The organism is Flavobacteriales bacterium (assembly GCA_016713875.1).
GTDB lineage: Bacteria > Bacteroidota > Bacteroidia > Flavobacteriales_F > PHOS-HE28 > PHOS-HE28.
Genome location: JADJOI010000003.1, coordinates 2,558,299 through 2,583,928 on the forward strand (window position 1 = coordinate 2,558,299; position 25,630 = coordinate 2,583,928).

Here is a 25,630-nt window from a genome sequence, read left to right on the forward strand (position 1 = left end):
ACACCTACACCCTCGCCGCACTGGCGCCTTGCCTCGGTGATCAGAGCACCGTCACGGTCACGGTGACCTCCACGCCGGATGCGGGCACCGATGGTGCGATCACCGTGTGTGACGCGGGCGCTGCCGTCGGCCTCTTCGCACAGCTCGGCGGCACGCCCGATGCCGGTGGCAGCTGGACCGATCCCTCGGCAATGCCCACAGCGGTTCCTTCGATCCGAGCACCGATGCGGCCGGTGTGTACACCTACACCCTCGCCGCACTGGCACCCTGCCTCGGTGATCAGAGCACCGTCACGGTCACCGTCACCAGCACGCCCGATGCCGGTGTGGACGGCGCGATCACCGTGTGTGACGCGGGCGCGGCAGTGGGCCTCTTCGCGCAGCTCGGCGGCACGCCCGATGCCGGCGGCAGCTGGACCGATCCCCTGGGCAACGCCCACAGCGGATCCTTCGATCCGGGCACCGATGCAGCCGGTGTGTACACCTACACCCTCGCCGCACTGGCACCCTGCCTCGGTGATCAGAGCACCGTCACGGTCACGGTGACCTCCACGCCGGATGCGGGCACCGATGGTGCGATCACCGTGTGTGACGCGGGCGCTGCCGTCGGCCTCTTCGCGCAGCTCGGCGGCACGCCCGATGCCGGCGGCAGCTGGACCGATCCCCTGGGCAACGCCCACAGCGGATCCTTCGATCCGAGCACCGATGCGGCCGGTGTGTACACCTACACGCTGGCGGCCCTCGCGCCCTGCCTCGGCGATCAGAGCACCGTCACGGTCACCGTCACCAGCACGCCCGATGCCGGTGTGGACGGCGCGATCACCGTGTGTGACGCGGGCGCGGCAGTGGGCCTCTTCGCGCAGCTCGGCGGCACGCCCGATGCCGGCGGCAGCTGGACCGACCCGAACGGAGCGGCCTTCGGTGGACTGTTCGATCCGGGCAGCGACCCGGCCGGCGCCTACACGTATTCGGTCACCGGCACGGTATGCCCCGCAGCGACCTCCACGGTACAGGTCACCGTGCTGGCCGGTCCAGATGCGGGTGTGGACAACAACCTGACCCTTTGTTCCTCCGGGGCGATCACAGACCTCTTCCTCTCCTTGGGCGGGACACCGGATGCAGGAGGCACCTGGACCGATCCGAACGGCGTGGCGACCACCTCCAGCTTCGACCCCACCAACGATCCGGCGGGCACGTACACCTACACGGTGAGCGGCAACGGGCAATGTCCGAATGACCTGGCCTCCGTCACCGTCGCGGTGCAGGCCGCAGCGTTCGCCGGCACGGCAGGTTCGCTGAGCCTATGCTCGAACGGTGTGGTGACCGACCTCTTCGCTCAATTGGGCGGCGCCGCGCAGCCGGGCGGTAGCTGGACGGACCCGAACGGAGCGAGCACCACGGCGCTCTTCGATCCCGCGACCGGCACACCAGGCACCTACACCTATCTGGTCAGCGGTCTGCCTCCTTGCCCGGATGCGAGCGCCACCGTGCTGGTGGGCGTCACCGAGGCACCGGACGCCGGGCAGGATGCGGCCGTGACCTTGTGTTCTTCGGATGGCCCGCAGTCACTGACCGGCCTGCTGGGCGGATCGCCTGATGGCGGTGGCACTTGGACCGGTCCGGGCGGAACGACCACCGGCGCGGCGATCGACCCGGCTGCGGCCGCCAGCGGTACATACCAATACGTCGTGGCGGCCATAACCCCCTGCACGAACGACACGGCCGCACTGACCCTCTCGGTGCAACCGGCGCCGGACGCCGGTACCAACAGTGCCTTGAGCGCCTGCGCGAATGCCGCCCCCATCGACCTCGCCGCCTTGCTGGGCCCGGATGCGGACACGGGCGGCACGTGGAACGCGCCCAATGGACAGGCGATCGGCGCCCTGATCGACCCGGGCACGGCCGCGAGCGGCACCTACACCTACACCGTGAGCGGCACGGCGCCCTGCCCGGATGCCACCGCCGAGGTCCAGATCACCATCATCCCTGTGCCCGACCCACAGGTCTTCGTGGCGATGAGCGACGGATGCGCTCCTGCGCTGGTCGATCTGAGCACCGATCACCAGGGCCCGGGTTCGTTCCTGTGGGACCTCGGCAACGGCACCACTTCGGACAGCACGGTGGTCGTAGGCGCGCTCTATGACCAGCCCGGCACCTACGACATCACCCTCACCATCGATGCCGGCAACGGGTGCAGCGCCACGGTGGTGGTGCAGGACGCGGTGGCGGTCTTCGAGCGACCCGTGGCGGCCTTCACCATGCTGCCGCCCGTGGTGAGCACGCTGGACCCGAAGGTCTACTTCAACAACACCAGCATCGGGGCCACGGCGTACAGCTGGGACTTCGGCGGGCTGGGCGGCTCCACCGCCGCCGACCCGGTGTTCGACTTCCCCGATGCCCTGGAAGGCCAGTACGAGGTCTGCCTGATCGCCTATGCAGCGCCCACCTGTGCGGACACTCTTTGCCAGCCGATCACCGTGTCGCCCGAACTGGTGGTGAACGTGCCGAACGCCTTCACCCCGGATGGCGACGGCATCAACGACGGCTTCAGGCCGGTGACGGTCGGTGTGGACCCGGACCAGTATGTGTTCCGCATCACCGACCGCTGGGGCCAGGTGCTCTTCAGTACCAACGACCCCGAAGCCGCATGGGACGGCCGGTACGCCAATGGCGAGGAGGTGCAGCAGGGGGTCTACATCTGGCAACTGGAGGCCAAGGGCAGCACCACCACCGCCCGCGTCGCCCGCACGGGCCACGTGACCCTCGTCCGATAGCTCCCCGGCTATCTTTGGCCCTCAACCTGCACGGTGCCCGAACGGCTGGTCATCATCCCCACGTACGACGAGCGTGAGAACATCCGGGAGATCCTGGACGCCGTGCTCGCCTTATCGCCGTCGTTCCATGTCCTGGTGGTGGATGACAACAGCCCGGACGGAACGGCCGCCCTGGTGAAGGAGCATCGCGGCACGGACCCCGCACGCATCCACCTGCTGGAACGATCGGGCAAACTCGGCCTCGGCACGGCCTACATCGCGGGCTTCAAGTGGGCGTTGCAGCACGGCTATGCGTACGTGTTCGAGATGGACGCCGACTTCAGCCACGACCCGAAGGACCTGCCCCGGCTCCATGCCGCATGCGCTGAAGGCGGGGCCGACATGAGCGTCGGTTCGCGCTACGTGAAGGGCGGCCGCGTGCATGATTGGAGCTGGGACCGAGTGCTGATGAGCAGCATGGCCTCCCTGTACGTGCGCGTCGTGCTTTGGCTGGGGGTGCGCGACACCACGGCGGGCTTCGTGTGTTACACCCGGCGCGTGCTGGAGGCACTGCCACTGGACGATATCCGCTTCGTGGGCTATGCCTTCCAGATCGAGATGAAATACCGCGTGAAGCGACTGGGCTTCCGCATCGCCGAGGTACCCATCACCTTCCGCGACCGGCGCAAGGGCAAGAGCAAGATGAGCATGGGCATCTTCAACGAGGCCTTCTTCGGCGTGCTGCAGATGCGCCGCCGCATCCCATGAGCATCTGCGACCGCAGCGGGTCGTCGTCGAGCACGAGGCCCGCCCTCCTCTGCAGCGGATCCCCGCTCCTGCGCCTGCGCCTGCTCCTGCCCCCGCTCCTGCTCCTGCTCCTCTCCCTCACCGCCTGCACTTCCGGCGGACCTCCGGCCGACATCCTCCCGCGCGACCGCTTCGTGCAGGTGCTGGCCGAGGCCCAGCTCATCGAAGCGCGGGTCAACCGCGAAGGCACCGTGGAGCACCGCAGCAACGAACGGGTGGACGGCTACTACGCCGAGCTGTTCACGCACCAGGGCATCACGCAAGAGCAGTTCGGCCGCAGCTTCGACCACTATGCGCAGGACCCGGCCGTGCTGAAGGACATCTACGGCGACGTCATCGCCGAGCTCAGCAAGCGCAAGGATGAGGCGATGAACGCGCGGCCGGACAGCCTTAGTCCCGCGGCGCATCCATGAGCGACGCTGTGTAGCCCACGGCCTCCTCGGCGCTGCGCAGCGACAGGCCCAGGTGGCGCCGCAGCTTGCCATCATCGAAGCGCCGCTGGCGCAGGGAGGTCCGCGCCGTGTCACGCGTCACCAGGGGCCTTCCGCCGAACAGCAGGGTGCGCAGGCGTTCCGCCCGCCAGGCCAGCTCCAGCATCCACGGGCGGATGGGGCGGGAGGGCGCCGGCCGGCCGAAGGCCGCACAGAACAGTCCGAACAGCCGCTGGTAGGTGATGGCCTCGCCGGCGATCAGGTAGCGCTCGCCCTCGCCCGGCCCGTGCAACAGGCGCACGCAGGCCTCGGCCACGTCGCGCACATCCACCACGCTGGTGCTTCCCGGCGGATACCACCGGGTGCCCTTCCGCAGGCGGTCGGCCATGGTGCGGCTGCTGCGGCCTGCCAGGCCGGGACCGATGATGAGGCTCGGGTTCACCAGCACGGCGTCGAGCCCTTCGGCCACCCCGCGGTGCACCTCCAGTTCCGCGGCGTACTTGCTCACCGCGTACACCGAGCGTTGTTCGTCCTCGGCCCACGGCGTGTCCTCCGTCACGGGTGCGCCATCGGGCGAGGTGCCCAGCGCAGCGATGCTGCTCACGTGGCACAGCCGCTCCACCCCGGCCTCCAGCGCGGCGTTCACCACGTGGGCGGTGCCCGTCACGTTCACGTCCAGCAGGGCCTCGGCGTCGCGGGGGTCGAAGCTCACCAGCGCCGCGCAATGCACCACCTGCCGCACGCCGGCCATCGCCTCGGCCAGCGCCACGGGGTCCAGCATGTCGCCTTCGCACCAGGTCACCCGCGCCAGCAGGGCCGCGCCATCGGGCTCGCGCCCCAGCAGTCGCTCCACGAAGCGGCGGTCGCTGCCGGCGCGCACCAGCGCCCGCACCGTGTGGCCCTCGCGGCACAGGGCCACCAGCACGTGGCTGCCCACGATGCCCGTCGCCCCCGTCACCAGCCGCATGGGCGCAAGTTAGCCGCCACCGGGGCCCGGCTATCTTTGGCGCCTTCCGCCATGGCCATCGACTTCCTGCACGAACTGCGCTGGCGCGGCCTGCTGCACGAGGCCACGCCCGGCGTCGGGGAGCTGCTCGCCGCCGGCCCCGTCACCGGCTATATCGGCTTCGACCCCACCGCCGACAGCCTGCATGTGGGCAACCTGGTGCCCATCATGATGCTCGTGCACTTCCAACGCTGCGGCCACATCCCCGTCGCCCTCGTCGGCGGCGCCACGGGCATGGTGGGCGACCCCAGCGGCAAGAAGGCCGAGCGCCAGCTGCTCGACGAGGACACCCTGCGCCACAACACCGCCTGCATCCGCGCGCAGCTCGCCCGCTTCATCGACTTCGATCGCGGCGGCGCGCAGCTGGTCAACAACTACGACTGGTTCAAGGACATCGGCTTCCTGGCCTTCATCCGCGACGTGGGCAAGCACATCACCGTCAACTACATGATGGCGAAGGACTCCGTGAAGAACCGCCTGGAGACGGGCATCAGCTTCACGGAGTTCAGCTACCAGCTGGTGCAGGGCTACGACTTCGTGCACCTGCACCGCGCGCTGGGCGTGCGCCTGCAGATGGGCGGCAGCGACCAGTGGGGCAACATCACCACCGGCACGGAGCTCATCCGGCGGATGGGCGGCGGCGAGGCCCACGCCATCACCAACGTGCTCATCACCAAGGCGGACGGCAGCAAGTTCGGCAAGAGCGAGGGCGGCAACGTGTGGCTCGACGCGCGGCGCACCAGCCCCTACCGCTTCTACCAGTTCTGGCTCAACACCAGCGACGCCGATGCGGAGCGCTACGTGCGCATCTTCACCACCTGGACCCAGGCCGAGGTGGAAGCCCGCGTGGCGGAGCATGCCAAGGCCCCGCACCTGCGCCAGCTGCAGAAGGCCCTGGCGGAGGACCTCACGCGGCGCTTGCACGGGCAGCAGGAACTGGACAGTGCGGTGCAGGCCACGGCCCTCATCTTCGGCCAGGCCGGCCCCGAAGCGCTGGCGACCCTCACCGACCAGCAATGGACGGACGTGTTCGAGGGGGTTCCGCAGGCCGAGGTGCCGCGCGCCTTGCTCAATGATGGTCTGCCCATCGCCGACCTGCTCAGCGATCGCACCGGCTTCTTGTCCAGCAAGGGCGAGGCCCGGCGGGCGCTGCGCGAAGGCTCCATCGCGGTCAACAAGGTGAAGGCCGCGGAGGACCGCACCGTCAATGCGCAGGACCTGCTCGGCGGGCGTTACCTCCTGCTCCAGCGCGGCAAGAAGAACTACTTCCTGGTGAAGGCGGTCGGCTGACCGGGTGAACGCCCCACCTGCGCGTGTTCCCGTCCGCTTGGGGGGAGATCGCCACGCCGGCCTAGCCCACACGACGCAACTCCCCTCCTGCGCGTGGATCGCTCCACGCGCCGGGCAAGGAGGGTCCGCCGTCGCTGTGCTATGGCGGACAAAGTTGGGGGAGGTGGCCGCTCGGCACGCCGGATCCCTGCGGATCGGAACCTCCCCGTGCCCCTCCTTGTGCGGAGCAGCGAGCGTTCGCTGCTCAGGAGGGGGCTTGATCGGGTTGAACTCCCCTCCTGCGCGTGGATCGCTCCACGCGCCGGGCAAGGAGGGGCTGGGGGAGGTGGCGGCTCAGTCATGCCGGGATCCCGTCCGCTTCGGGGAGATCGCCACGCATCCCTTCGGGCTGCTCGCGATGACGGTACGGAGGGGTCCATCAAAGAACCTGTCATTTTCCGACCCGTCATCGCGACGCTCCGCGAGGAGCGGAAGCGATCTCCCTTGGCCCGCCGTGGTCCTTGTGAAGCCGCCCCGCAGCCGGAAGCCGGAGGTCTGTGGCCGGAAGCTGGAGGCTAGTGGCTGGTGGCCGGAGGCCTGTGGCCGGAAGCTGGAGGCTAGTGGCTGGTGGCTTGTGGCCGGAAGCTGGAGGCCACGTCCAATGCTCCCGTCAGGTCGCTACACTTCTTCCTCCTTCCTCCCTCACTCCACCACCACCTTCGCCCCGCTCACCCACCGCCCCTCCACCACCAGGTGCACGTGGTACAGGCCCGGGGAAGTGCCGCCCAGGTCCAGGGTATGTCCCTGCTCCGCCAGCGCCACCGGCCAGCTGCCCATCACCTGTCCCGCCGCGCTCACCAGCGTCAGCTGCGCCGAACCGGTCACCGCCTCCGGCAGGTCCCACGCCACCTGCACCTGCCCCTGCCCCTGCGCCTGCACAGGGTTTGGCCACACGCGCAGCGCCCCGCGCAGGTTCGTCACCTGGCTCGTCAGGCCCGTGATCAGGTGGCAGCCCGGCTCCAGGCAGCCCATGCTGTCCACCTTCACCACCCACGTGTCCTGTCCGTAGATCGGCGGGTCGTTCGGATTGTTGCTGGCCGGATAGGCGGTTCCTACTGCGATGAAACCTCCATCGGCGGTGGGCACCACATCGCGCAAGGTCCCGAAACCTTGGGTCCATACACTATCCGCGTACTGGTAGTACCGCAACCAGAGGCTGTCGCCCTGCGCCGTGGTCCGCAACAGCACGCCGTTGAACAGGCTGGGCAACGAGCTCTGCCCCACCGCGATCAGGTCGCCACCGGGGTTCACCTCCTTCACGGCAAATAGCGCGTTGTCGAATTGGGCCCCGTCGTAGGTCTTGTTCCAGAGCGTCGTCCCATCCGGGTCGACCTTCACCAGGGCCAATACCTGATCCTCGGCCACATTCAAGGTGAAGCTGGTCGCAAAAACAACGGTGCCATCCGCCAGGCTGGTCACATGGGCATTGGGGAAGTCATTGTATACGGTCCCATACGTCTCCTGCCACACTTCCTGTCCCGAGCTATCCACCCGCAGCAGCCATTGGTCGTAGTTGCCACCGCCGGCGTTCAGCTGGCCACCCAGGTAATAGCCGTTCGCTGGCGCCAGGTCCACCGTTGTCAGATACTCCGTCCGGTTCGCCAGCCCGTAGGTCTGCACCCACTCCTGGCTCCCCAGGCTGTCCACCTTCAGCAGAAAGCCGTCCAAGCTCGTCCCGCTGCTGCTGGTCTCGCCCACGATCACGTAGCCTCCGTCGAGGGTGGCCTTCGCTTGGCGACCGATGCGCTCATCTCCCACGCTTCCATAGGCCAACAAACTGTCAAACACCCCGGTTGGTCTGAAGAAATACAACACAGCGCGGTCGATGTTCGCCGTGTCCTTGTCCCCTCCGCCCACAACAACACCACCTCCATGGCGCGGACATCCTGTATTCACCCACCCAGGGTAGGTGGAGTACCCGTCCAGAAAGGCCACCGCGGTATCCAAGGGCTCCCCGTCTGCGTTGATCCGCAGGGCCGTGACGACAGAACTGTAGATCAGGCTTCCTACTTGCAGCTTTCCGCTCAACACCACAAGCCAGGTACTATCGGCTAGTGGCTCGATCCCCACTGCGCCCTGTGCACGGTTTTGCCCCAAGACATCGTAGCGCCGCATGAATGCCTGCCCTTGCTCGTTGTCGTCTCCAGCAACGCAGGCACCAGAACGATCATCACGATCCAGAATCGCTTCATCGCACCAGTTCAAACTTGGCCACACCGATCCGGATGCCATCGGCCTCCAGCACGGCAGTGTACACGCCGGTAGCCAAGGTACGGGTCGATGGGGAAGGTGATCGCATCCGCATCAGGGAGATCCTTGCCGGATGAACGCCCCTCCTGCGCGTGGATCGCTCCACGCGCCGGGCAAGGAGGGGCTGGGGGAGGTGGCCGCTCAGTCACACCTGGATCCCATTCAGATCGAAACCTCCCCGTACCCCTCCTTGTGCGGAGCAGCGAGTGTTCGCTGCTCAGGAGGGGGCTTGATCGGGTTGAACGCCCCTCCTGCGCGTGGATCGCTCCACGCGCCGGGCAAGGAGGGGCCGGGGGAGGTAGCGGCTCAGTCACACCTGGATCCCAGTCAGATCGAAACCTCCCCGTGCCCCTCCTTGTGCGGAGCAGCGAGCGTTCGCTGCCCAGGAGGGGGCTTGATCGGGTTGAACTCCCCTCCTGCGCGTGGATCGCTCCACGCGCCGGGCAAGGAGGGTCCGCCGTCGCTGTGCTATGGCGGACAAAGTTGGGGGAGGTGACAACTCGGGTACGCCCGGATCTTCTGCGGATCGAAACCTCCCCGCGCCCCTCCTTATGCACCCGCAGCGAGCGTTCGCTGCTCAGGAGGGGGCTTGATCACGGCTGGCTCCCGTCCGCTTCGGGGAGATCGCCACGCATCCCTTCGGGCTGCTCGCGACGACGGTGCGGATGTATTTGGTCCATGGTCCGATCATTTTCCCCACCGTCTTCGCGAAGGCGGTCTTCCGCCTGAAGCGATCTCCCTTCGCGCGCCGAGGTCTTCGTGAAGCCGCCCCGCAGCCGGAAGCCGGAGGCCTGTGGCCGGAAGCTGGAGGCTAGCGGCTGGTGGCGTGTGGCCGGAAGCTGGAGGCTAGTGGCTGCTGCCGTCAGGTTGTCTCCTCGTTCAGCTTTCCTCTTTCAGCTTCCTCCCGCCGCTCCCTATCTTGCTCCACCCGTGCGCCACGCCTGCCTTGCTTCCTTGCTGCTGCTGGCGCCACCGGCCCTGGCACAGGACGGCACCTTCCAGATCCTCAAGGGCGGCAAGCCCGTCGGCCGCATCGAGGTCAGCCGCACCGAGGCCGGTGGCCGGGCGGAGTACAGGATGATCTCGCGCTCCTCCATCGTGGTGTTGTGGACCCACGACGTGCGCAGCGACCTCTCCACCGTGTACGAGGGCGACCGCGTCACCCGCTGCCACAGCACCTACCACGTGGATGATGAGCTGCGCGACAGCAGTTCCATGTACACCGTCGGTGGGCGGCCCCTGTGCTACGTGCACCCCAACAAGGTCTTCGTGGGCCGCGCGGACAACCCGTGGACCATCGCCCGCATGTACTACGAGGAGCCTGTGGGCCAGGACAGCATCTTCGTGGAAAGCGAGCTGCGGGACTGCCCCCTGCGCGCGGTGGGCGACGGGCGCTACCTCCTCACCATGCCGGACAAGGGCACCAACCACTACACCTACCGCGACGGTGTGCTCCACGAGGTGCTGGTGGACCGCACGCTCTTCAACCTGCTCTTCCGCCGCACCTGAACGACGAAGGGCGCCCCGCAGGGCGCCCTTCACCGGTCATCGATCGGTGGTTCACTTCACGAATCGGCGGCTGCCCACCTCCTGGCCGTTCTGGCGGATGCTCACCAGGTAGTGCCCGGCCTCCAGGGCCTGCACGTCCAGTTGGGTCAGGGTCTCGCCGTTCACACCATGGCGCGTGGCCACACGGCCGGTGGCGTCCAGCACCACCAGCTCATCGGCCTGCACCGAGCCCAGGTCCACGTTGAGCACGTCGGCCACCGGGATGGGGAACAGGCGCACGCCATCGGCATCGGCCGTCTCGGGCACGGACACTGCATTCAGCGTGATGATCTGGTTGATGGCGTTCACCATCTGGTTGTAGTTGAAGTTCCACATGTCCTCCACGATCTCCTTGTCGCTGGGGCGGATCAGGCTCACCGTGGGGAAACCCTGCGGCCACCACACGCTGCCCTGCAGCGTCAGGGGCGCCTCGTTCACCACGGGATAGGGCGTGCCGGTGAGCCAGTCCCCCTGAGTGGAACCGGTGTTGCCCTGCAGGTCGGCCAGGGTGGTGCTGGCATCGGCCTCATAGAAGAGGATGCGCAACTGGTCGCTGCCCGGAGGGCCGTAGTTGTTGTAGAGGTCGCGCAGCGCATGGCTCTGGTGCAGCGACCAGCAGGGACCGCACCAGGTGGCCGAGGCGTCCACGATCACCACCTTGCCGGCGTTGAGCCAGGTATAGAGGTTGTGCTGTACGCTGTTCAGGTCGGTGACGGTGAAGTCCGGCGCGGTGCCGAACTGGGCCGAGGCCTGGAGGCCGGCGACGGCGGTGAGGGCGAGTAGTCCTTTACGCATGGGAATGGGTTTGGCCCGAAGCTAGGCCCGGGTCCCACCGGGGCCACCGCAAAGGGACGGGCATTCTTGGGCGGCTGCCGGGCCCGGTTCGTCCCTGGAGCGCATCTCCGCATTGATCTTGGTAGCGAGCGAGAGGGATCTCGCGCAGCCCGGAGGGCAGTGATGGAACGCGCTCAGAGCCCCACGCGCTGGGCCAGGTAGCGGTGCACCTTGGCCACGCGTTCCACCTGTCCCTTGGCGGCGAAGCGCTCGTAGAAGCCCTCATCGCGGAACTCGCGCGCCACGTCGCCCCACGGGGCCAGTCGCTGGGCCCAGCGGCGTTCGCGGTTCTCGTCGACGTGGTCGTCCGCCAGGGCCAGGTCGGCGCATACACGCAGCATGGCCTTCAGCGTCACGGGCTTGGTCACGTGGTACTTGGGGTGGCCCCAGGCATCGCCCCAGGCGCTGCGGGCCGCGCGCAGGAACTCCTGCACGGTGCGGTAGCGTTTCTCCACGGTGCGGGCGCTGGCGTCCACCGTCTCCCCGCGCTTGGTGCTGCGCACGATCCAGCGGTGCACCTCGTTGAAGAGCTCGGCCTGCATGATCCACTTCTCCTGTTTGCTGCGGTTGCCCAGGCGGTTGATGCGGTAGCGCAGCGGGCTGTCCGGATCGGCGTAGAGGCGCTCGATCACCTTCGCGGCCAGACGCTTGTCGGGCTTCTCCCAGCTCACCTTCTCGTACAGGTCGATCAGGTGGCTCTTGTTGATGCGCGTGGGCGTGCTGTTGATGATCACGAACATCTCCGCGGCGAAGTCCTCGCTCTGCCCATCGAACACCACGCAGGGCACGTGGATGCTGCGGGCCTCCTCGGGGTGGCTGCGGAAGAAGAACTCCAGCGCGGCCAGGCGGTGCTGCCCGTCGATGATCAGGTACTTCTCGCGCGGCTCCTTCAGGTCGCCCACATGCTGGTACACCCCGAGCGGGCTGAAGTCGAGCGTTTCGCTGGTGAACAGCAGCACGGTGCCGGGGATGGGCGGCTGGGTGACGGCGGTCTCGTAGAAGTTGCGGATGGCCTTCACCTTGGCCTTGCTCATGGCGCGTTGGAAGGCGGCGTCGCTGCGTTCGATGCGCCCGATGAAGCCGGCCACCTCATCGTCCTTGGTTCCGGGATCGGCCGCGATGGCCGCCTCCCCCTCGGCGTAATACCGGCTGATGAAGCGCACACGCCGCAAGAGGTCCTCGGCCGGGTAGCTCACGAAGTAGAACCGGGCGTCCTTCTGGGGGATGCGGGTGGCGATCATACCCCGAAGGTAGATCGGCCCCGGCCGTGCCACCAAGTGGGTCGCCGACGGTCGACCAGCCCCAGCCACGGCACACCATGGGATGGATGCGGCGGCTGGCAGCTGGGGGCTGGCGGCCTGTGGCTAGAGGCGGGAGGCGGGAGGCTGGTGGCTGGAGGCCGGTGGCCCGTGAGGTGGACGCCAGCGTAAATGAGGACGGGCCCCCGCATCGCAGGAGCCCGCCGCTCGTCCAACTAACCCCCCTACCCTACTTCGATAACACCTTGAACTCGGTGCGGCGGTTGCGCTGGTGCTCGTCCTCGCTGCACTTCTCGCACACGCACTTCTCGCTCGGCATTGATTCCCCGTAGCCCTTGCTCGTCACCCGGTCCTTGGCGATGCCTTTGCTGATCAGGTGGTCCACGGCGCTCTTGGCACGCTTCTGCGACAGGTTGAGGTTGTAGGCGTCCTTGCCGCGGCAGTCCGTGTGGCTGCTCAGCTCGATCTTCACCGTGGGGTTGTCGTTCAGCGTCTGCACCAGCTTGTCCAGCTCGAGCGCCGCGTCGGGGCGGATGTTCCACTTGTTGTAGTCGTAGTAGATGTTGTCCAGGCGCACCACCTGGTTCACCTCCAGCGGGAACAGGCGGAAGTCCGTGTGGATGATGGCGCTGGGCTTGCCCTTGGTGCTGATGCGGGCGCTCTGCTTGAAGAAGCCCTCCTTTTCCACGCGGATGCGGTAGTCGCTCTCGGGCTTCAGGGCGAAGGCGTACTTGCCCGTGGCGTCGGTGGTGCGCTCCTCCAGCAGTTGGTCGTTGCCGTCGTAGAGCATCACCTTGGCGCCGCTCAGCGGGGCCTCGGTCTCGCCATGCATCACCACGCCCTCGGCGGCGTAGTCGTACTTGGTCATCTCCACCACGATGTCCTCCAGCGGGTCGCTGTCGGTCATCACGCTCACCTCCTGCTGGAAGTAGCCGTTCTTGGTGGCCACGATCACGTACTTGCTGCGGTACTCGGCGTCGATCTTGAACTTGCCGCCGGGCTCGGTCTCCAGCTGGTAGCGCTTCACGTGCTCGTTCTTCTCGTCCTTCAGCAGGATGGTGGCGCCCTCGATGGGCTGGCGGGTGGCCTTGTCGATCACGATGCCGGCCAGGTACATCATGGGCGGACGCACGGTGCAGCCGTAGATGTCGTCGCTGCCCACGCCGCCGGGCCGGTCGCTCACGAAGAAGCCCGTGCTGTCGTCGGCCAGCAGCAGCAGCCCGAAGTCGTTGAAGCGCGAGTTCATCGGCGCCTTCAGGTTGAACACCGTGCCGGGCCCGGTGGGCAGCAGCCTGGTGCGGAAGAGGTCCAGCCCGCCCAGTCCCGGGTGGCCGTTGCTGGCGAAGAAGAAGGTGCTGTCGCGCCCGATGAAGGGGTACATCTCGTTGCCGGCGGTGTTCACCTTGGGGCCCATGTTCTGCGGCGCACCCCAGTTGTTGCCCAGGTTGTCGCAGAACCAGATGTCCGTGCCGCCCTGGCCGCCGGGCATGTCGCTCACGAAGTACATGCGGCGCCCGTCGTGGCTCACGCAGGGATGGCCCACGTTGTACTGCGCGTTGTTGTGGTCGAAGGGGATCAGGTTGCCCCACTCCTGGTTGCCGAACTCGCCGGTGGAGATATCGGTGAAGAAGATGCCCAGCTTGAGCTCGCCGTCATCGGCCAGGTCCTTGGTGCCGTAGAAGAAGTTGTTGCGCGTGAAGTAGAGGCGGTCGGCGAGGGAGTCGAAGCTGGCCGTGCCATCGTGGAAGCGGCTGTTCACGTCCTTGCGCATCACCATGGGCTCCTCGGCGGTCTGTCCCTTCAGCAGGGCGCTGTAGAGGTTGAGGAAGGGCTGGTCGTCCCACTTGTAGGTGGCCTTGCCGCCTGTGCCTTCGCCACGGGCGCTGCTGAAGAGCAGGAGCTCCTCCAGCACGGTGAGGCCCAGGTCGGCCTGCGGGCTGTTGATGGGCACCGTGCGGATGCTGGCGCTGCTGCTGTCGCGGTTCAGGCGGTCGAAAAGGTCGGGGTGCTTCACGTAGGCCTCCGCGCGGGCATCGCCCGGGTTCTGCTCCAGGTAGCGCGCATAGAGCTGGTTGGCCTCGGTGTACTTGCCGTTGCCGCGCAGCACCTCGGCGTGGTCGAAGAGGTCCTGGGCGCTGGGTGTGCCGCTGGTGAGCTTGGCGTAGGTGGCCTCCGCCAGGTCCATGCGGCCCATGCGCTTGTAGGCCATGGCCAGGCGGCGCAGGTCGGTGGCGTCCGCCTTGCCCTTGTCGGACAGGTCCTGGTACACCTTGGCCATCGCCGGATAGTCGAAGTCATCGGCGTAGCGGGTGGCCATGCGCTCCTTGAGCTTCTGGGCGCCGGCGGCCAGGGGCAGCGCGGCCAGCAGCAGCAGGCCGAGGGTGCGTGCGGTGGGGCGGTTCATCGGTCGTTGGTACTGCGTCATGGCTCAGAAGTAGCGCGGTGAGCGGATGCCCTTCATGCGTTTGCCGAAGTCGAAGCCGAGCATCACCTCGTGGCTTCCGCCGCTGTAGTTGCGCAGCGGGCTCACCGGATAGTCGTAGGCGTAACCGGCGTAGATGCCGTCGGTGAAGTAGTACTGGGCCAGGGCGCCCACGGCGTCCTCGTGGCGGTACATGGCGCCCAGCCAGAACTTCTCGAAGAACAGGAAGTTGGCGCTCACGTCGAAGCTGATGGGCGCGCCCTGCACGGCCTTCACCAGGAAGGTGGGTTTGAACTTGTGGTACATGCCCATGTTGAACACGTAGCCGCCGGTGAGGAAGTAGTGCGGGCGCTGGCCCTGCTGCCACGCCGTGCCCGTGGTGTCCACCGGTGCGTCCTTGAAGAACTCGGTGCGCAGGAGCTTGGGCGTGCTCACCCCCAGGAAGAAGCGCTCGCCGTAATACATCATGCCGAAACCGAACTGCGGGTCCAGCTTGGTGTTCACGTTCTGCTGGAAGACCTGGTCGCCGCTCTGCAGGGGATTGAGCTCACCGAAGCGGCCCTGCACCAGCGTCATGCCGCCCTTGAGGCCGAAGGCCAGCTTGCGCTCGTTGGCGAAGTGGATGCGGTAGGCCAGGTCGATCATGAAGCCGTACTGGCTCACCGGCCCGTGCTCGTCGCGCATGATGGTGCCGCCGATGCCCACGGTCTCCCGCGCCAGCGGGGCATGCACCGTCAGGGTCTGCGTGCTGGGCGCGCCCTCGAAGCCCACCCACTGGTGGCGCGTCAGGGCCTTGATGCTCACCCGCTCGGCGGCGCCGGCGTAGGCCGGGTTGATCGCCAGCAGGTTGAACATGTACTGTGTGAACTGCGGGTCCTGCTGGGCGGCCACGGGGGCCGCGAGCACAAGGGCCAGGAGCAGGGCTTTCCAACGGGAGGCCATGGTCGCCATGGGTTGAACGCCGGAGGGCGCGGTGTTTCGGGGTTGGGTCCTCGGTGTGCGCATGATCAGCGGCGGATGTAGATGTAACCGGTGAAGGGCTCCTCACCGTTGCCGAGGTCCAGGATGAAGTAGTAGGTGCTTTCGGGCAGCTCCTCGCCCCAATTGAGGCTGTTCTCGCTGCGGCCGTTCCAGTCATTGGTGTAGGGCGAGCGGTCGAGCACCTTCGAGCCCCAGCGGTTGAAGACCTGCAGACTGTTGTCCGGATAGCTCTCCAGGTTGTGCACCACGTACGTGTCGTTCACCCCATCGCCATTGGGGCTGAAGGCGTCGGGCACGATCACCGTCAGGCAGTCCTTCAGGCGCACCAGCACCGAGTCGCTCGTGGTGCCGCACACCCCGTTGTTCACCGTCCACACGAACCAGGTGTTGCCCAGGGCCAGCCCGCTGGCGAAGGCGGCGGGGTCGGCCGGATCGCTCAGGGTGGCCGTACCGCTCACCAGCGTCCATGCTCCGGTGGCCAGGGCGTCGAACACCGGTTCGGCGTCCAGCGCGGTGCCTGTGAACTGGTGCTGGCAGAACTCCTGGTCCTCGCCCGCATCGGCCGCGGCCAGCGCACTGTTGTACACCAGGAAGCTCATCTGGTCGCTCGTGCTGCCGCACGCGCCGTTGTCGATGGTCCACTCGAAGACCGTTTCACCCAGGCCCAGGTCGGTGACCGCGGTGAAGGGGCTGGTGGGATCGGCCAGCGTGCCGGTGCCGCTGATGAGGGTCCAGAGGCCGACGGCCGGGGCAACAGGTGAACTGGCGAACATGGTGGTGTTGGGTGCGGGTGAACAGAAGCTCTGGTCGTCGCCGGCCAATGCGGCGGCGGCCGTGTTGTCGAAGACCTGGATCAGCACCGTGTCCGTGGTGATGCCTGGTGCGCAGGGACCGTTGTCGATGGTCCACAGCAGCGTGGTGGTGCCCGGGGTCAGGCCGGTGATGTTGCTGGTGGGGCTCGCCGGATCGGTCACCGTGCCGCTGCCGTTCAGCACCGTCCACGTGCCGGTGGCCGGGAAGATGAGCGCGTTGCCGGCCAGCGTCGTGCTGCTGGTGGGCGTGCACAGCTCCTGGTCGGGACCCGCATCGGCCGCGTCCTGGCCGGCGTCGAACACGCTGATGGTCACCTGATCCGTCGTGGTGCCGTTCGGGCAGGGCCCGTTGCTCACCGTCCACTCGAACACGCTCACGCCCACCAGCAGGTCGGTGATGGTGGTGGTGGCGCTGGTGGGGTCCGTGATAGTGCCCGAACCGCTCACCAGCGTCCACTGGCCGGTGGCCGGGTAGGTGGGATCGGTGGCCGCCATCGTCACCGTGTTCGGGAAGGTGGGGATGCAGATCTCCTGGTCGGGACCGGCGTCGGCCGAGGCGGAGTTCTCATCGAAGAGCGTCACCTGCAGCGTGTCCGTGGTCACCGCGTCGGGGCAGGGCCCGTTGTCGATGGTCCACACGAACACGTTGTCGCCGATGCTCAGGTTGAACACCGCCGTGTTCGGGTCGCTCGCATCGGCCAGGATGCCACCGCCCTGCAACACCGTCCATTGGCCGGTGGCCGGGAAGATGGGATCGTTGGCCGTGAGCACCGCGCCGGTGGTGGGGGTGCAGAGCTCCTGGTCGGGACCGGTCTGCGCGGGCGGCTGGTTCTCGTCGAAGATGAAGACGCTCACCGTGTCGGTGCTCGGCGGGCCGAAGCCGCACTGGCCATTGTAGATCTGCCACACGAACACGTTCTCACCCACGGCCATGTCGGTGATCATCGTGAAGGGGTTGTTGGGCTCCACGATGGTGCCGCTGCCGCTCAACAGGCTCCAGGTGCCTACACCCGGGAAAGCGGGGATGTTGCCCTGCATCATGGTGCTCACCTGCGGGGTGCAGAGCTCCTGGTCGGGACCCGCATCGGCCGTCGGCGCGGTGGGGTCGTACACGTAGATCTGGATGGTGTCGCTCATGATGCCGTTCGGTGGGCAGGGACCATTGTCCAGGGTCCACACGAACGTGCTGATGCCCACGGTGAGGTCGGTGATGGCCGAGGTGGGGCTGGCGGGGTCCACGATGGTGCCCGAACCGCCGATCAGCGTCCAGCTGCCGGTGGCGGGGGCCTGGGGCGGAGCGGCGGCCATCACCGTGCTGGTCAGCGGCAGGCACACCTCCTGGTCCGGTCCTGCATCGGCGGCGCTGGTGCTGTCGCTGAAGAGGATGACGGACACGTCATCGAAGGTGATCGGGTTGGCGCAGGGGCCGTTGTCCACCGTCCACCGGAAGGTGTTGACGCCGATGCTCAGCGTGCTCACCAGTGTGCCGGGGTCGCTCGGGTCGGCGAACACGCCCGTGCCGGCGATCACCGTCCAGGTGCCCGTGGCCGGGAAGGTCGGCGTGTTGCCCGCCAGGAAGGTGCTGTCCGTGGGCATGCACAGTTCCTGGTCCGGACCGGCATCGGCCGGCGGGTTGTTCGGGTCGAACACGAAGATGCTCACCTGGTCGTCGCTGATCCCGCAAACACTGTTGTCGATGGTCCACTGGAAGATGTTCTCACCGATGGTGAGGCCCGTCACTTCCGTGAGCGGATCGTTGGCATCGGCGAACACGCCGGTGCCCTGCACCAGGGTCCAGGTGCCGATGGCCACGCCCACGGCGGTGTTGCCCTGCAGGAAGGTGCTGCTCGTCGGCGCGCAGAGGTCCTGGTCGGGGCCCGCATCGGCCGGCGGCGCGTTCTCGTCGAAGAGGTTGATCACCACGTTGTCCGTCGTGATGCCGTTGGCGCAGGGGCCGTTGTCCACCGTCCAGGCGAACTCGTTCAGGCCGATGCCCAGGCCGGTCACCGTGGTGTTCGGATCGCTCGGATCGGTGATGGTGCCCTGACCGTTCACCAGGGTCCACAGGCCCGTGGCCGGGAAGGTCACCGCGCTGCCGCTCAACGTGGCGCTGGTGATGGGCGTGCAGATGGCCTGATCGGCACCCGCGTTCGCATCGGGGTTGGTGTCATCGAAGATGAAGATGCTCATCGCGTCGCTCGTCACCGGGTTGGCGCAGGGCCCGTTCGTCACGGTCCACAGGAACACGTTCTCGCCCACCGTCAGACCCGTCACGGCCGAGCTCGGATCGGTCGGGTCCACGATGGTGCCCGTACCGCTCACCAGGGTCCACAGGCCCGAGGCGGGGAAGATCACCGCGCTGCCGGCCAGCGTGGTGGTGGTGTCGGGCGTGCAGCGTTGTTGATCGGGCCCGGCGTTCGCCACTGGATTGTTCTCATCGTAGAGCAGGATGGTCAGCGTATCACTGGTGAGGCCGTTCGCGCAGGGGCCGTTGTCCACGGTCCACACGAGGATGTTCTCACCCACGATCAGGCCGCTCACGGTGGTGGCCGGGTCGTTGGCATCGGCGAAGGTGCCGCCACCGGCCGCCACGGTCCATGTGCCCACGCTGGGGAAGATGGTCGCACTGCCCGCCAGGGTGGCGCTGGTGGTGGGCGTGCACAGGTCCTGGTCGGGGCCGGCGTTCGCATCGGCGCTCAGCGGATCGAAGACCTGGAGGCTCACCTGGTCGGTGGTGATGCCGTTGGTGCAGGGGCCGTTATCCACGGTCCACTCCAGGATGGTCTCGCCCACCACGAGGTCGGTCACCACGCTGTTGGGGTCGTTGGGGCTCACGATGGTGGCCGTGCCGCTCACCACGGTCCAGGTCCCGGTCGCGGGGAAGATCACCGGACTGCCGCTCAGGGTCACCGTGTTATCCGGTGCGCACAGCTCTTGATCGGCACCTGCGTCGGCCACCAGGTTGGCATCGTCGAACACGAAGAGGCTCACCAGGTCGGTGGTGTTCCCGTTCGCACAGGGCCCGTTGTCCACGGTCCATTGCAGTACGGTCTCACCCACGCCCAGGCCGCTCACCGCGCTGTTCGGGTCGTTCGCATCGGCGATGATGGCGTTGCCGCTCACCACGGTCCACGTGCCGATGGCCGGGAAGATCGGCGTGTTGCCGGCCAGCGTGGTGGTGCTTGTCGGCGTGCACAGCTCCTGGTCCGGACCTGCGTCGGCATTGGCGTTGGTGGCGTCGAAGAGGAACACGCTCACCGTATCGGAGGTGATGGGGTCCGTGCAGGGGCCGTTGCTCACGGTCCACACCAGCACGTTCTCACCCACGCCCAGGCCGCTCACCACAGCGGTCGGGTCGCCGGGGTCGTTGATCGTGCCGCTGCCGGCGATGAGCGTCCAGGTGCCGGTGGCCGGAAAGGTGAGGGCGCTGCCCGCCATCGTGGCGTTCACGTTGGGCGTGCAGAGCTCCTGGTCGGGCCCGGCATCGGCCACCAGGTTGTTCTGATCGAACACGAAGAGGCTCACCTCGTCGAAGGTGATCGGGTTCGCGCAGGGACCGTTGTTCACCGTCCAGCGGAACACGTTCTCGCCCACGGGCAGGCCGGTGATGGCGGTGGTGGGGCTGCCGGGCGTCACGATGGTGCCGCCGCCGCTCACCAGCGTCCAGGTGCCGGTGGCCGGGGTGATCAGCGCGCTGCCCGCCATCACGGTGCTCGTGTTCGGCGTGCACAGCTCCTGGTCGGGGCCCGCGTCGGCCGGGGGGTTGTTGGCATCGAAGACCAGGATGTTCATCTGGTCGTTCGTGTTGCCGTTGATGCAGGGGCCGTTGTCCACCGACCAGCGGAAAGTGTTGATGCCGACCGTCAGGTTGTCGACCGTGGTGTTCGGGTCGGTGGGATCGGCCAGCGTGCCGCTGCCGGCGATCAGGGTCCATATACCGGTCGCGGGCGGAAGCAGCTCACTGCCATCCAGCACCGCGGCATCGTCCGGGGTGCAGTACTGCTGGTCAGGGCCCGCGTTCGCGATGGGGTTGGTGTTGTCGTACACCACCACGCGCAGCGTATCCACCGTGAGCCCGTTGGCGCAGGGCCCGTTGCTCACCGTCCAGGTGTACACGTTGGTGCCGATCGAGAACCCGCTCAGGTTGGTGAAGGGCGCGTTCTGATCATCGAAGGTGCCGCTGCCGCTCACCACGGCCCAGGTGCCGGTGGCCGGGAAGGTCAGCGGACTGCCGTTCACCACGGTGAGGGTGGTGAGGATGCAGAGCTCCTGGTCCGGGCCGGCGTTGGCCACCGGGTTGTTCGCATCGAACACGAAGAGGCTCACCTCGTCGAAGCTGGGCGTTCCGCACACCCCGTTGTCCACGGTCCAACGGAGCACCGTCTCACCCACGCCCAGTCCGGTCACCAGCGTGTTGGGGTCGTTGGCCGACACGATGGCGGCCGAACCGCTCACCACCGTCCAGGTGCCCACGGCCGGGAAGGTCACCGTGCTACCGGCCATGCTGGTGCTGCTGGTGGGCGTGCACAGCTCCTGGTCGGGGCCGGCGTCCGCGGCGGCGTTGCCACCGTCGAACACCGTGATGCTCACCTGGTCCGTGGTGGTGCCGTTCGCGCAGGGTCCGTTGTTGATGGTCCACTGGAACACGTTGACGCCCACGCCGAGGCCGGTGACCACGGTCAGCGGGTCGTTCGGGTCGAAGATGCTGCCGCTGCCGCTCACCAGGGTCCAGGTCCCCGTGGCCGGGAAGGTGATGGCGTTGCCCGCCAGCGTCACCTGGTTGGGGACATCGGGGATGCAGATGCTCTGGTCCGGACCGGCGTTGGCGTTGGCCTGGTTGGCATCAAACACCGTCACCGTCATCACGTCCGTGCTCACACCACAGGCGCCGTTGTCGATGCTCCATTGCAGCACGTTGGTGCCCACGCTGAGGCCGGTCGCCGAGGTGGTGGCACTTCCGGCGTTGGCGAAGGTGGCCGTGCCTTGCAGCACGCTCCAGCTTCCGGTGGCCAGGCCTGTGGGCGTGTTGCCGGCCATGGTGATGCTCGTGGTCGTGCTGCAGATCGTCTGGTCAGGACCTGCCTCGGCGGGTTGAGCGTTGCCGTTGAAGAGGTTGATCGTCACCTGATCGCTGGTGATCGGGTTGGCGCAGTTGCCGTTGCTCACCGTCCATTGGAACACGTTGGGACCGAGTCCCAGACCGGTCACCTGGCTGTTCGGGTCGGTCGGATCGACGAGGGTGCCGCTGCCGCTGATCAGGGTCCAGGTGCCCGTGGCCGGCACGATCAGCGAACTGCCGCTGAGCACGGTGCTCGTGATCGGTGTGCAGAGATTCTGGTCGGGGCCGGCGTTGGCCACCGGGTTGGCGGCATCGAACACGAACACGGTGATCTCGTCGGTGGTGAGGCCGTTCGCGCACACCCCGTTGCTCACTGTCCAACGGAACACGTTGATGCCCACCGCCAGCCCCGTCACCAGGGTGTTGGGGTCGTTCGGGTCCACGATCGCACCGGTGCCGCTCACCAGGGTCCACGTGCCTACCGCGGGCGGGATCACCGCACTGCCGGCCAGGTTCACCTGCGAGGGGAAGGTGGGGATGCAGATCTGCTGGTCGGGACCGGCGTTGGCCACCGGGTTGGCGCTGTTGAAGAGCGTGATGCTGACCTCATCGCTGCTAGTGCCCGCGCAGGGACCGTTGCTCACCGTCCAGCGGAACACGTTCACACCCACACCGAGCCCGGTGATGCCGGTGCTGGCGCTGTTGGGCGAGGTGATCGTTCCCGTACCGCTCACCAGCGTCCAGGTGCCCGTGCCGGGGAAGATCACCGCGCTGCCGTTCAGCGTCGTGCTGTTGGTCGGCGTGCACAGCTGCTGGTCGGGTCCCGCGCTCGCCGCCAGCATGGACGGGTCGAACACGGCCACCGTCACCTGGTCCGAGGTCGGTGCGCCGCAGGCCCCGTTGTTCACGGTCCACTGGAACACGTTGTTGCCCACGGCAAGGCCGGTCACGGCGCTGGCGGGATCGTTGGGCGTGCTGATGCTGCCGCTGCCGCTCACCAGCGTCCAGGTGCCCGTGCCGGGCGCCGTCACCGCGTTGCCGGCCAGGGTGGTGCTCGTGGCCCCGCAGAGCGACTGGTCGGGACCTGCGCTGGCGTTCGCCTGGTTCGCATCGAACACCGTGATCGTCACCTGGTCCGAGCTGATCGGGTTCTGGCAGGCGCCGTTGTCCACCGTCCACTGGAACACGTTGGCACCCAAGCCAAGCCCGGTGACGATGCTGGCCGGGTTGCCCGGCGACACGATGTTGCCGCTGCCGCTCACCAAGGTCCACACGCCCGTGGCGGGGAAGGTCGGCGCGCTACCCCCCAGGGTGATGGAGGTCGTCGTGGAGCAGATGGACTGATCGGGGCCGGCGTTGGCGGTCGGCGCATTGGCGTCGAACACGCGGATCGTGACCTGGTCGTTGGTCAGGCCGTTGGCACAGGGTCCGTTGTTCACCGTCCACCGGAACACGTTGTTGCCGATGCCCAGGTTGGTCACCTGCGTGGTGGGATCGTTCGGGCTCACGATGGTGCCGCTGCCGCTCACGAGCGTCCACGTGCCCACAGCGGGCGCGATCGGCGTGTTGCCCGCCAGTTGCGTGCTGTTGGTGCTGCTGCAGATCTCCTGGTCGGGGCCGGCGTTCGCCGACGGCGAGGCGCTGCTGAAGACCGTCACGCTCACTTGGTCCTGGGTCACCCCATTGGCACAGGGACCATTGTTGAGGGTCCACTGGAAGATGTTGACGCCCAGGCCCAGGTTGGTCACCAGGGTGCTGGGGTTGCCTGGCGAGGAGATGGTGCCTTGTCCGCTCACCAGCGTCCACGTACCCGTGGCGGGCGCGATCGGGGCGTTACCGGTCAGGGTGATGCTGTTGGGCGGCGAGCAGAGGGTGAGGTCGGCACCGGCGTTGGCGTTCGGACTGTTCTGGTTGAAGACCGTCACGGTCACTTCATCCTGCGTGCTCGGCGGCGCGCAGGGTCCGTTGCTGATCGTCCAGCGGAAGCGGTTGACGCCGACGCTCAGGCCGCTCACGCCACTGGTGGGGTTGCTGGCGTTGGCGAACACACCGCTGCCCTGCACCACCGTCCAGGTGCCGGTGGCCGGGAAGATCACCGCGTTGCCGGCCAGCGTGGTGCTGGTCGTCGGTGTGCACAGTTGCTGGTCGGGGCCGGCGTTCGCAGCGGGCTGCGCGTTGTCGTACACGAAGAGGGTCACCTCATCGGTGGTCGGCGCACCGCAGGGTCCGTTGTTGATCGTCCATCGGAAGATGTTCGCACCGACGCTCAGGCCGCTCACCGCGCTGGTGGGGCTGTTCGGAGCGGCCACCGTGCCGGTGCCGCTCACCAGCGTCCAGGTGCCCACCGCCGGGGCTGCGGCCGTGTTGGCGGCCAGGTTGGTGCTGGTCGCCGGCAGGCACAGGGCCTGGTCGGGCCCCGCGTTCGCGGCGGCCTGCCCGGGGTTGAAGGAGGTGATCGTCACCTGATCGGTCGCGATGCCGCAGGTGCCGTAGTCCACGCTCCACTGGAACACGTTGGCGCCTTGCGAAAGACCGCTCACCCCGCTGGTGGCTGAGTTGGCGTTCGCGAACACGCCGCTGCCGCTCACCACGGTCCACGTACCCGTCACCTGGCTGTATGGAAGCACCCCGGCCAGGGTGGCCGTTCCACCGCAGACCTGTTGGTCGGGCCCGGCGTCCGCCGCCGTGAACGGAGGTGTCACGATCACCGAGTAACCGAAGTCGTTGGTGCCGACCAGGGGGCACGCATCATCGGTCACGGTCACCGTGAAGTTGTTGGTGCCGATGTCCGCCACCGCGGGCGTCCAGTTGAAAGTGCCCGTGGGGAAGGGCAGACCGGCCGTGGTGAACGTGGCTCCGGCAATGCCGCCGTTCCAGTTCATCTGCACCGTCTGCCCGGCGTTCGCATCGTTGGAGTTGATGGTGAACGTGATCGGCACACCGGCACAGACCGAGGTGGTGTAGTTCGCCGAACCGTTGATGCCGCTCGCGGTCGGGGCGGTATTGCCCGCGCACGCACGCACCACCACCTGCACGTCGCGCGTCACCGACCCGATCTGCACCCCGTTGCGGAACTCGCGCACACGATAGGTCACCACGGCCACCTGAAGCTGGTTGGGGATCACCGTCATGGTGCCGGTGGTGGCGTTCAGCTGCACGGCCCCGGCGCCGCCGCCGTTGCGCACCGGTTGCAGGGCGCTGTAGCCCGCCGCGTAGGTGAGGTTGTTGCCGTTCGCGCCGCGGGCGGCGATCAGTTCATAGGTGAGCTGATCACCATCGGGATCCACCGCGCCGGGGTTGTAGCTTACACTCTGGCCCAGGCAGTAGAACGGCGTGGGGTTGGTGAGGAAGTCGGCCGAGCTGTTGCACGGGGTCACCGTGTTGTTCAGCGTGGCGTCCAGATAGAGGTCCTGGTTCCCGGGGTTCTGCAGCGAGGTCACCGCGTTGTTGCGGCAGCACAGCGACCAGCTGAACACCCAATCGGTGCCGCAACCGGCCCATTGAGTGAGGTTCACCAGGCGCGTGTAGGTGTACTTCTCCACCCCGTATACACCTCCCGGATTGAGGCATCGGTCGGTCTCGCTGGCGCAGATCGGCGTGATCACCTGAACGCCCTGGAAGGTGAAGCACTGGTTGAAGTTGGCGCCGCATTGCGTGCTGCGCACATTGAAGCTGAGCCCGTTGTTGCAGTTGGTGGGCGCGGCCACCCCGTTGCAGTCGCGGTAGAAGTCGAGCGTCACCAGATACTGGTTCGGCGCCACACAGGTGTAGCTGATCTCCCCACCCATGGCGTGGGTGGCGTGGGCCTCATGCCCCCAACCCAGGGCGGCCACGACGGCCAGAGGGACCAGGGATCGACGGAGGAGGGAGGAGATGCGCGGGACGAAGCGGGAGCGGAGGGTTCGGGTCATGGACCAGCCTGTTGTGGCCCTTGCGGAAGCATGGCAGAGGGTCTTCCCTGCCGGACGCAACGCAGCCTCACTCTGAGTGAACCAGGTCCGCTTCGCTCAGCGGACCCGTGGTCTGCAACGCGCCCATGCTCCGTTAAGGTGCCGGGCAAACGTAGCCGCGGCCATGCCGCAGGGCTGAAGCGCAGCGGCCGCAGTTGTCAACACGGCGATGTGGGGTGCCCGCGCTGTT

At 67.4% G+C, this 25,630-nt stretch carries 12 protein-coding genes; 5 read left to right on the forward strand and 7 right to left on the reverse strand.

What is annotated here, in order from left to right; translation table 11 throughout:
* Positions 1–343 precede the first annotated feature (343 nt).
* The 3 genes from IPJ87_12420 to IPJ87_12430 are packed head-to-tail and all read left to right on the forward strand — an operon-like array spanning position 344 to position 3,972.
* On the forward strand, positions 344–2,773 hold the full coding sequence (locus IPJ87_12420) for a gliding motility-associated C-terminal domain-containing protein (GenBank protein MBK7942657.1): 2,430 nt from the start codon (positions 344–346) through the stop codon (positions 2,771–2,773).
* A 33-nt stretch (positions 2,774–2,806) separates the two neighbouring features.
* Complete coding sequence (locus IPJ87_12425) at positions 2,807–3,520, forward strand: polyprenol monophosphomannose synthase (GenBank protein ID MBK7942658.1); 714 nt, start codon at positions 2,807–2,809, stop codon at positions 3,518–3,520.
* Entirely contained in the window at positions 3,517–3,972 is a 456-nt protein-coding gene (locus IPJ87_12430) for a DUF4296 domain-containing protein (protein MBK7942659.1), read from the forward strand. Before IPJ87_12425 ends, IPJ87_12430 begins: the two co-directional genes overlap by 4 nt.
* Here the strand turns inward: IPJ87_12430 and IPJ87_12435 are convergent.
* Complete coding sequence (locus tag IPJ87_12435; protein ID MBK7942660.1) at positions 3,950–4,957, reverse strand: NAD-dependent epimerase/dehydratase family protein; 1,008 nt, start codon at positions 4,955–4,957, stop codon at positions 3,950–3,952. The two genes, IPJ87_12430 and IPJ87_12435, sit on opposite strands and share 23 nt — an antisense overlap.
* A gap of 51 nt (positions 4,958–5,008) precedes the next feature.
* Here IPJ87_12435 and IPJ87_12440 point away from each other — a divergent pair, with 51 nt between their 5' ends.
* A complete protein-coding gene (locus IPJ87_12440; GenBank protein MBK7942661.1) occupies positions 5,009–6,286 on the forward strand; it encodes a tyrosine--tRNA ligase in 1,278 nt (425 codons plus the stop codon).
* A gap of 681 nt (positions 6,287–6,967) precedes the next feature.
* Here the strand turns inward: IPJ87_12440 and IPJ87_12445 are convergent.
* Positions 6,968–8,353 carry a hypothetical protein gene (locus tag IPJ87_12445; protein MBK7942662.1) on the reverse strand — a complete coding sequence of 462 codons (1,386 nt, stop codon included), beginning with the start codon at positions 8,351–8,353 and terminating at the stop codon, positions 6,968–6,970.
* A 1,152-nt stretch (positions 8,354–9,505) separates the two neighbouring features.
* On the opposite strand from IPJ87_12445, the gene IPJ87_12450 reads away from it, so the two are divergent.
* The gene (locus IPJ87_12450) at positions 9,506–10,084 is read left to right on the forward strand and encodes a hypothetical protein (GenBank protein ID MBK7942663.1); all 579 of its coding nucleotides are present in this window, start codon (positions 9,506–9,508) and stop codon (positions 10,082–10,084) included.
* 51 nt (positions 10,085–10,135) lie between these two features.
* Here the strand turns inward: IPJ87_12450 and IPJ87_12455 are convergent, their stop codons facing one another.
* The 5 genes from IPJ87_12455 to IPJ87_12475 all read right to left on the reverse strand — a co-directional run bounded on the left by IPJ87_12455 (position 10,136) and on the right by IPJ87_12475 (position 25,401).
* Positions 10,136–10,918 (reverse strand): T9SS type A sorting domain-containing protein, encoded by a 783-nt coding sequence (locus IPJ87_12455; protein MBK7942664.1) that lies wholly within the window; start codon positions 10,916–10,918, stop codon positions 10,136–10,138.
* A gap of 173 nt (positions 10,919–11,091) precedes the next feature.
* On the reverse strand, positions 11,092–12,198 hold the full coding sequence (locus tag IPJ87_12460; GenBank protein ID MBK7942665.1) for a DGQHR domain-containing protein: 1,107 nt from the start codon (positions 12,196–12,198) through the stop codon (positions 11,092–11,094).
* 247 nt (positions 12,199–12,445) lie between these two features.
* Positions 12,446–14,620, reverse strand: a complete 2,175-nt coding sequence (locus tag IPJ87_12465; protein MBK7942666.1) for a carboxypeptidase regulatory-like domain-containing protein — start codon at positions 14,618–14,620, stop codon at positions 12,446–12,448.
* A 24-nt stretch (positions 14,621–14,644) separates the two neighbouring features.
* Positions 14,645–15,580, reverse strand: coding sequence for a type IX secretion system membrane protein PorP/SprF (locus IPJ87_12470; protein ID MBK7942667.1), 936 nt, complete (start codon positions 15,578–15,580; stop codon positions 14,645–14,647).
* 65 nt (positions 15,581–15,645) lie between these two features.
* Entirely contained in the window at positions 15,646–25,401 is a 9,756-nt protein-coding gene (locus tag IPJ87_12475) for a gliding motility-associated C-terminal domain-containing protein (protein MBK7942668.1), read from the reverse strand.
* Between the last annotated feature and the right edge of the window lie 229 nt (positions 25,402–25,630).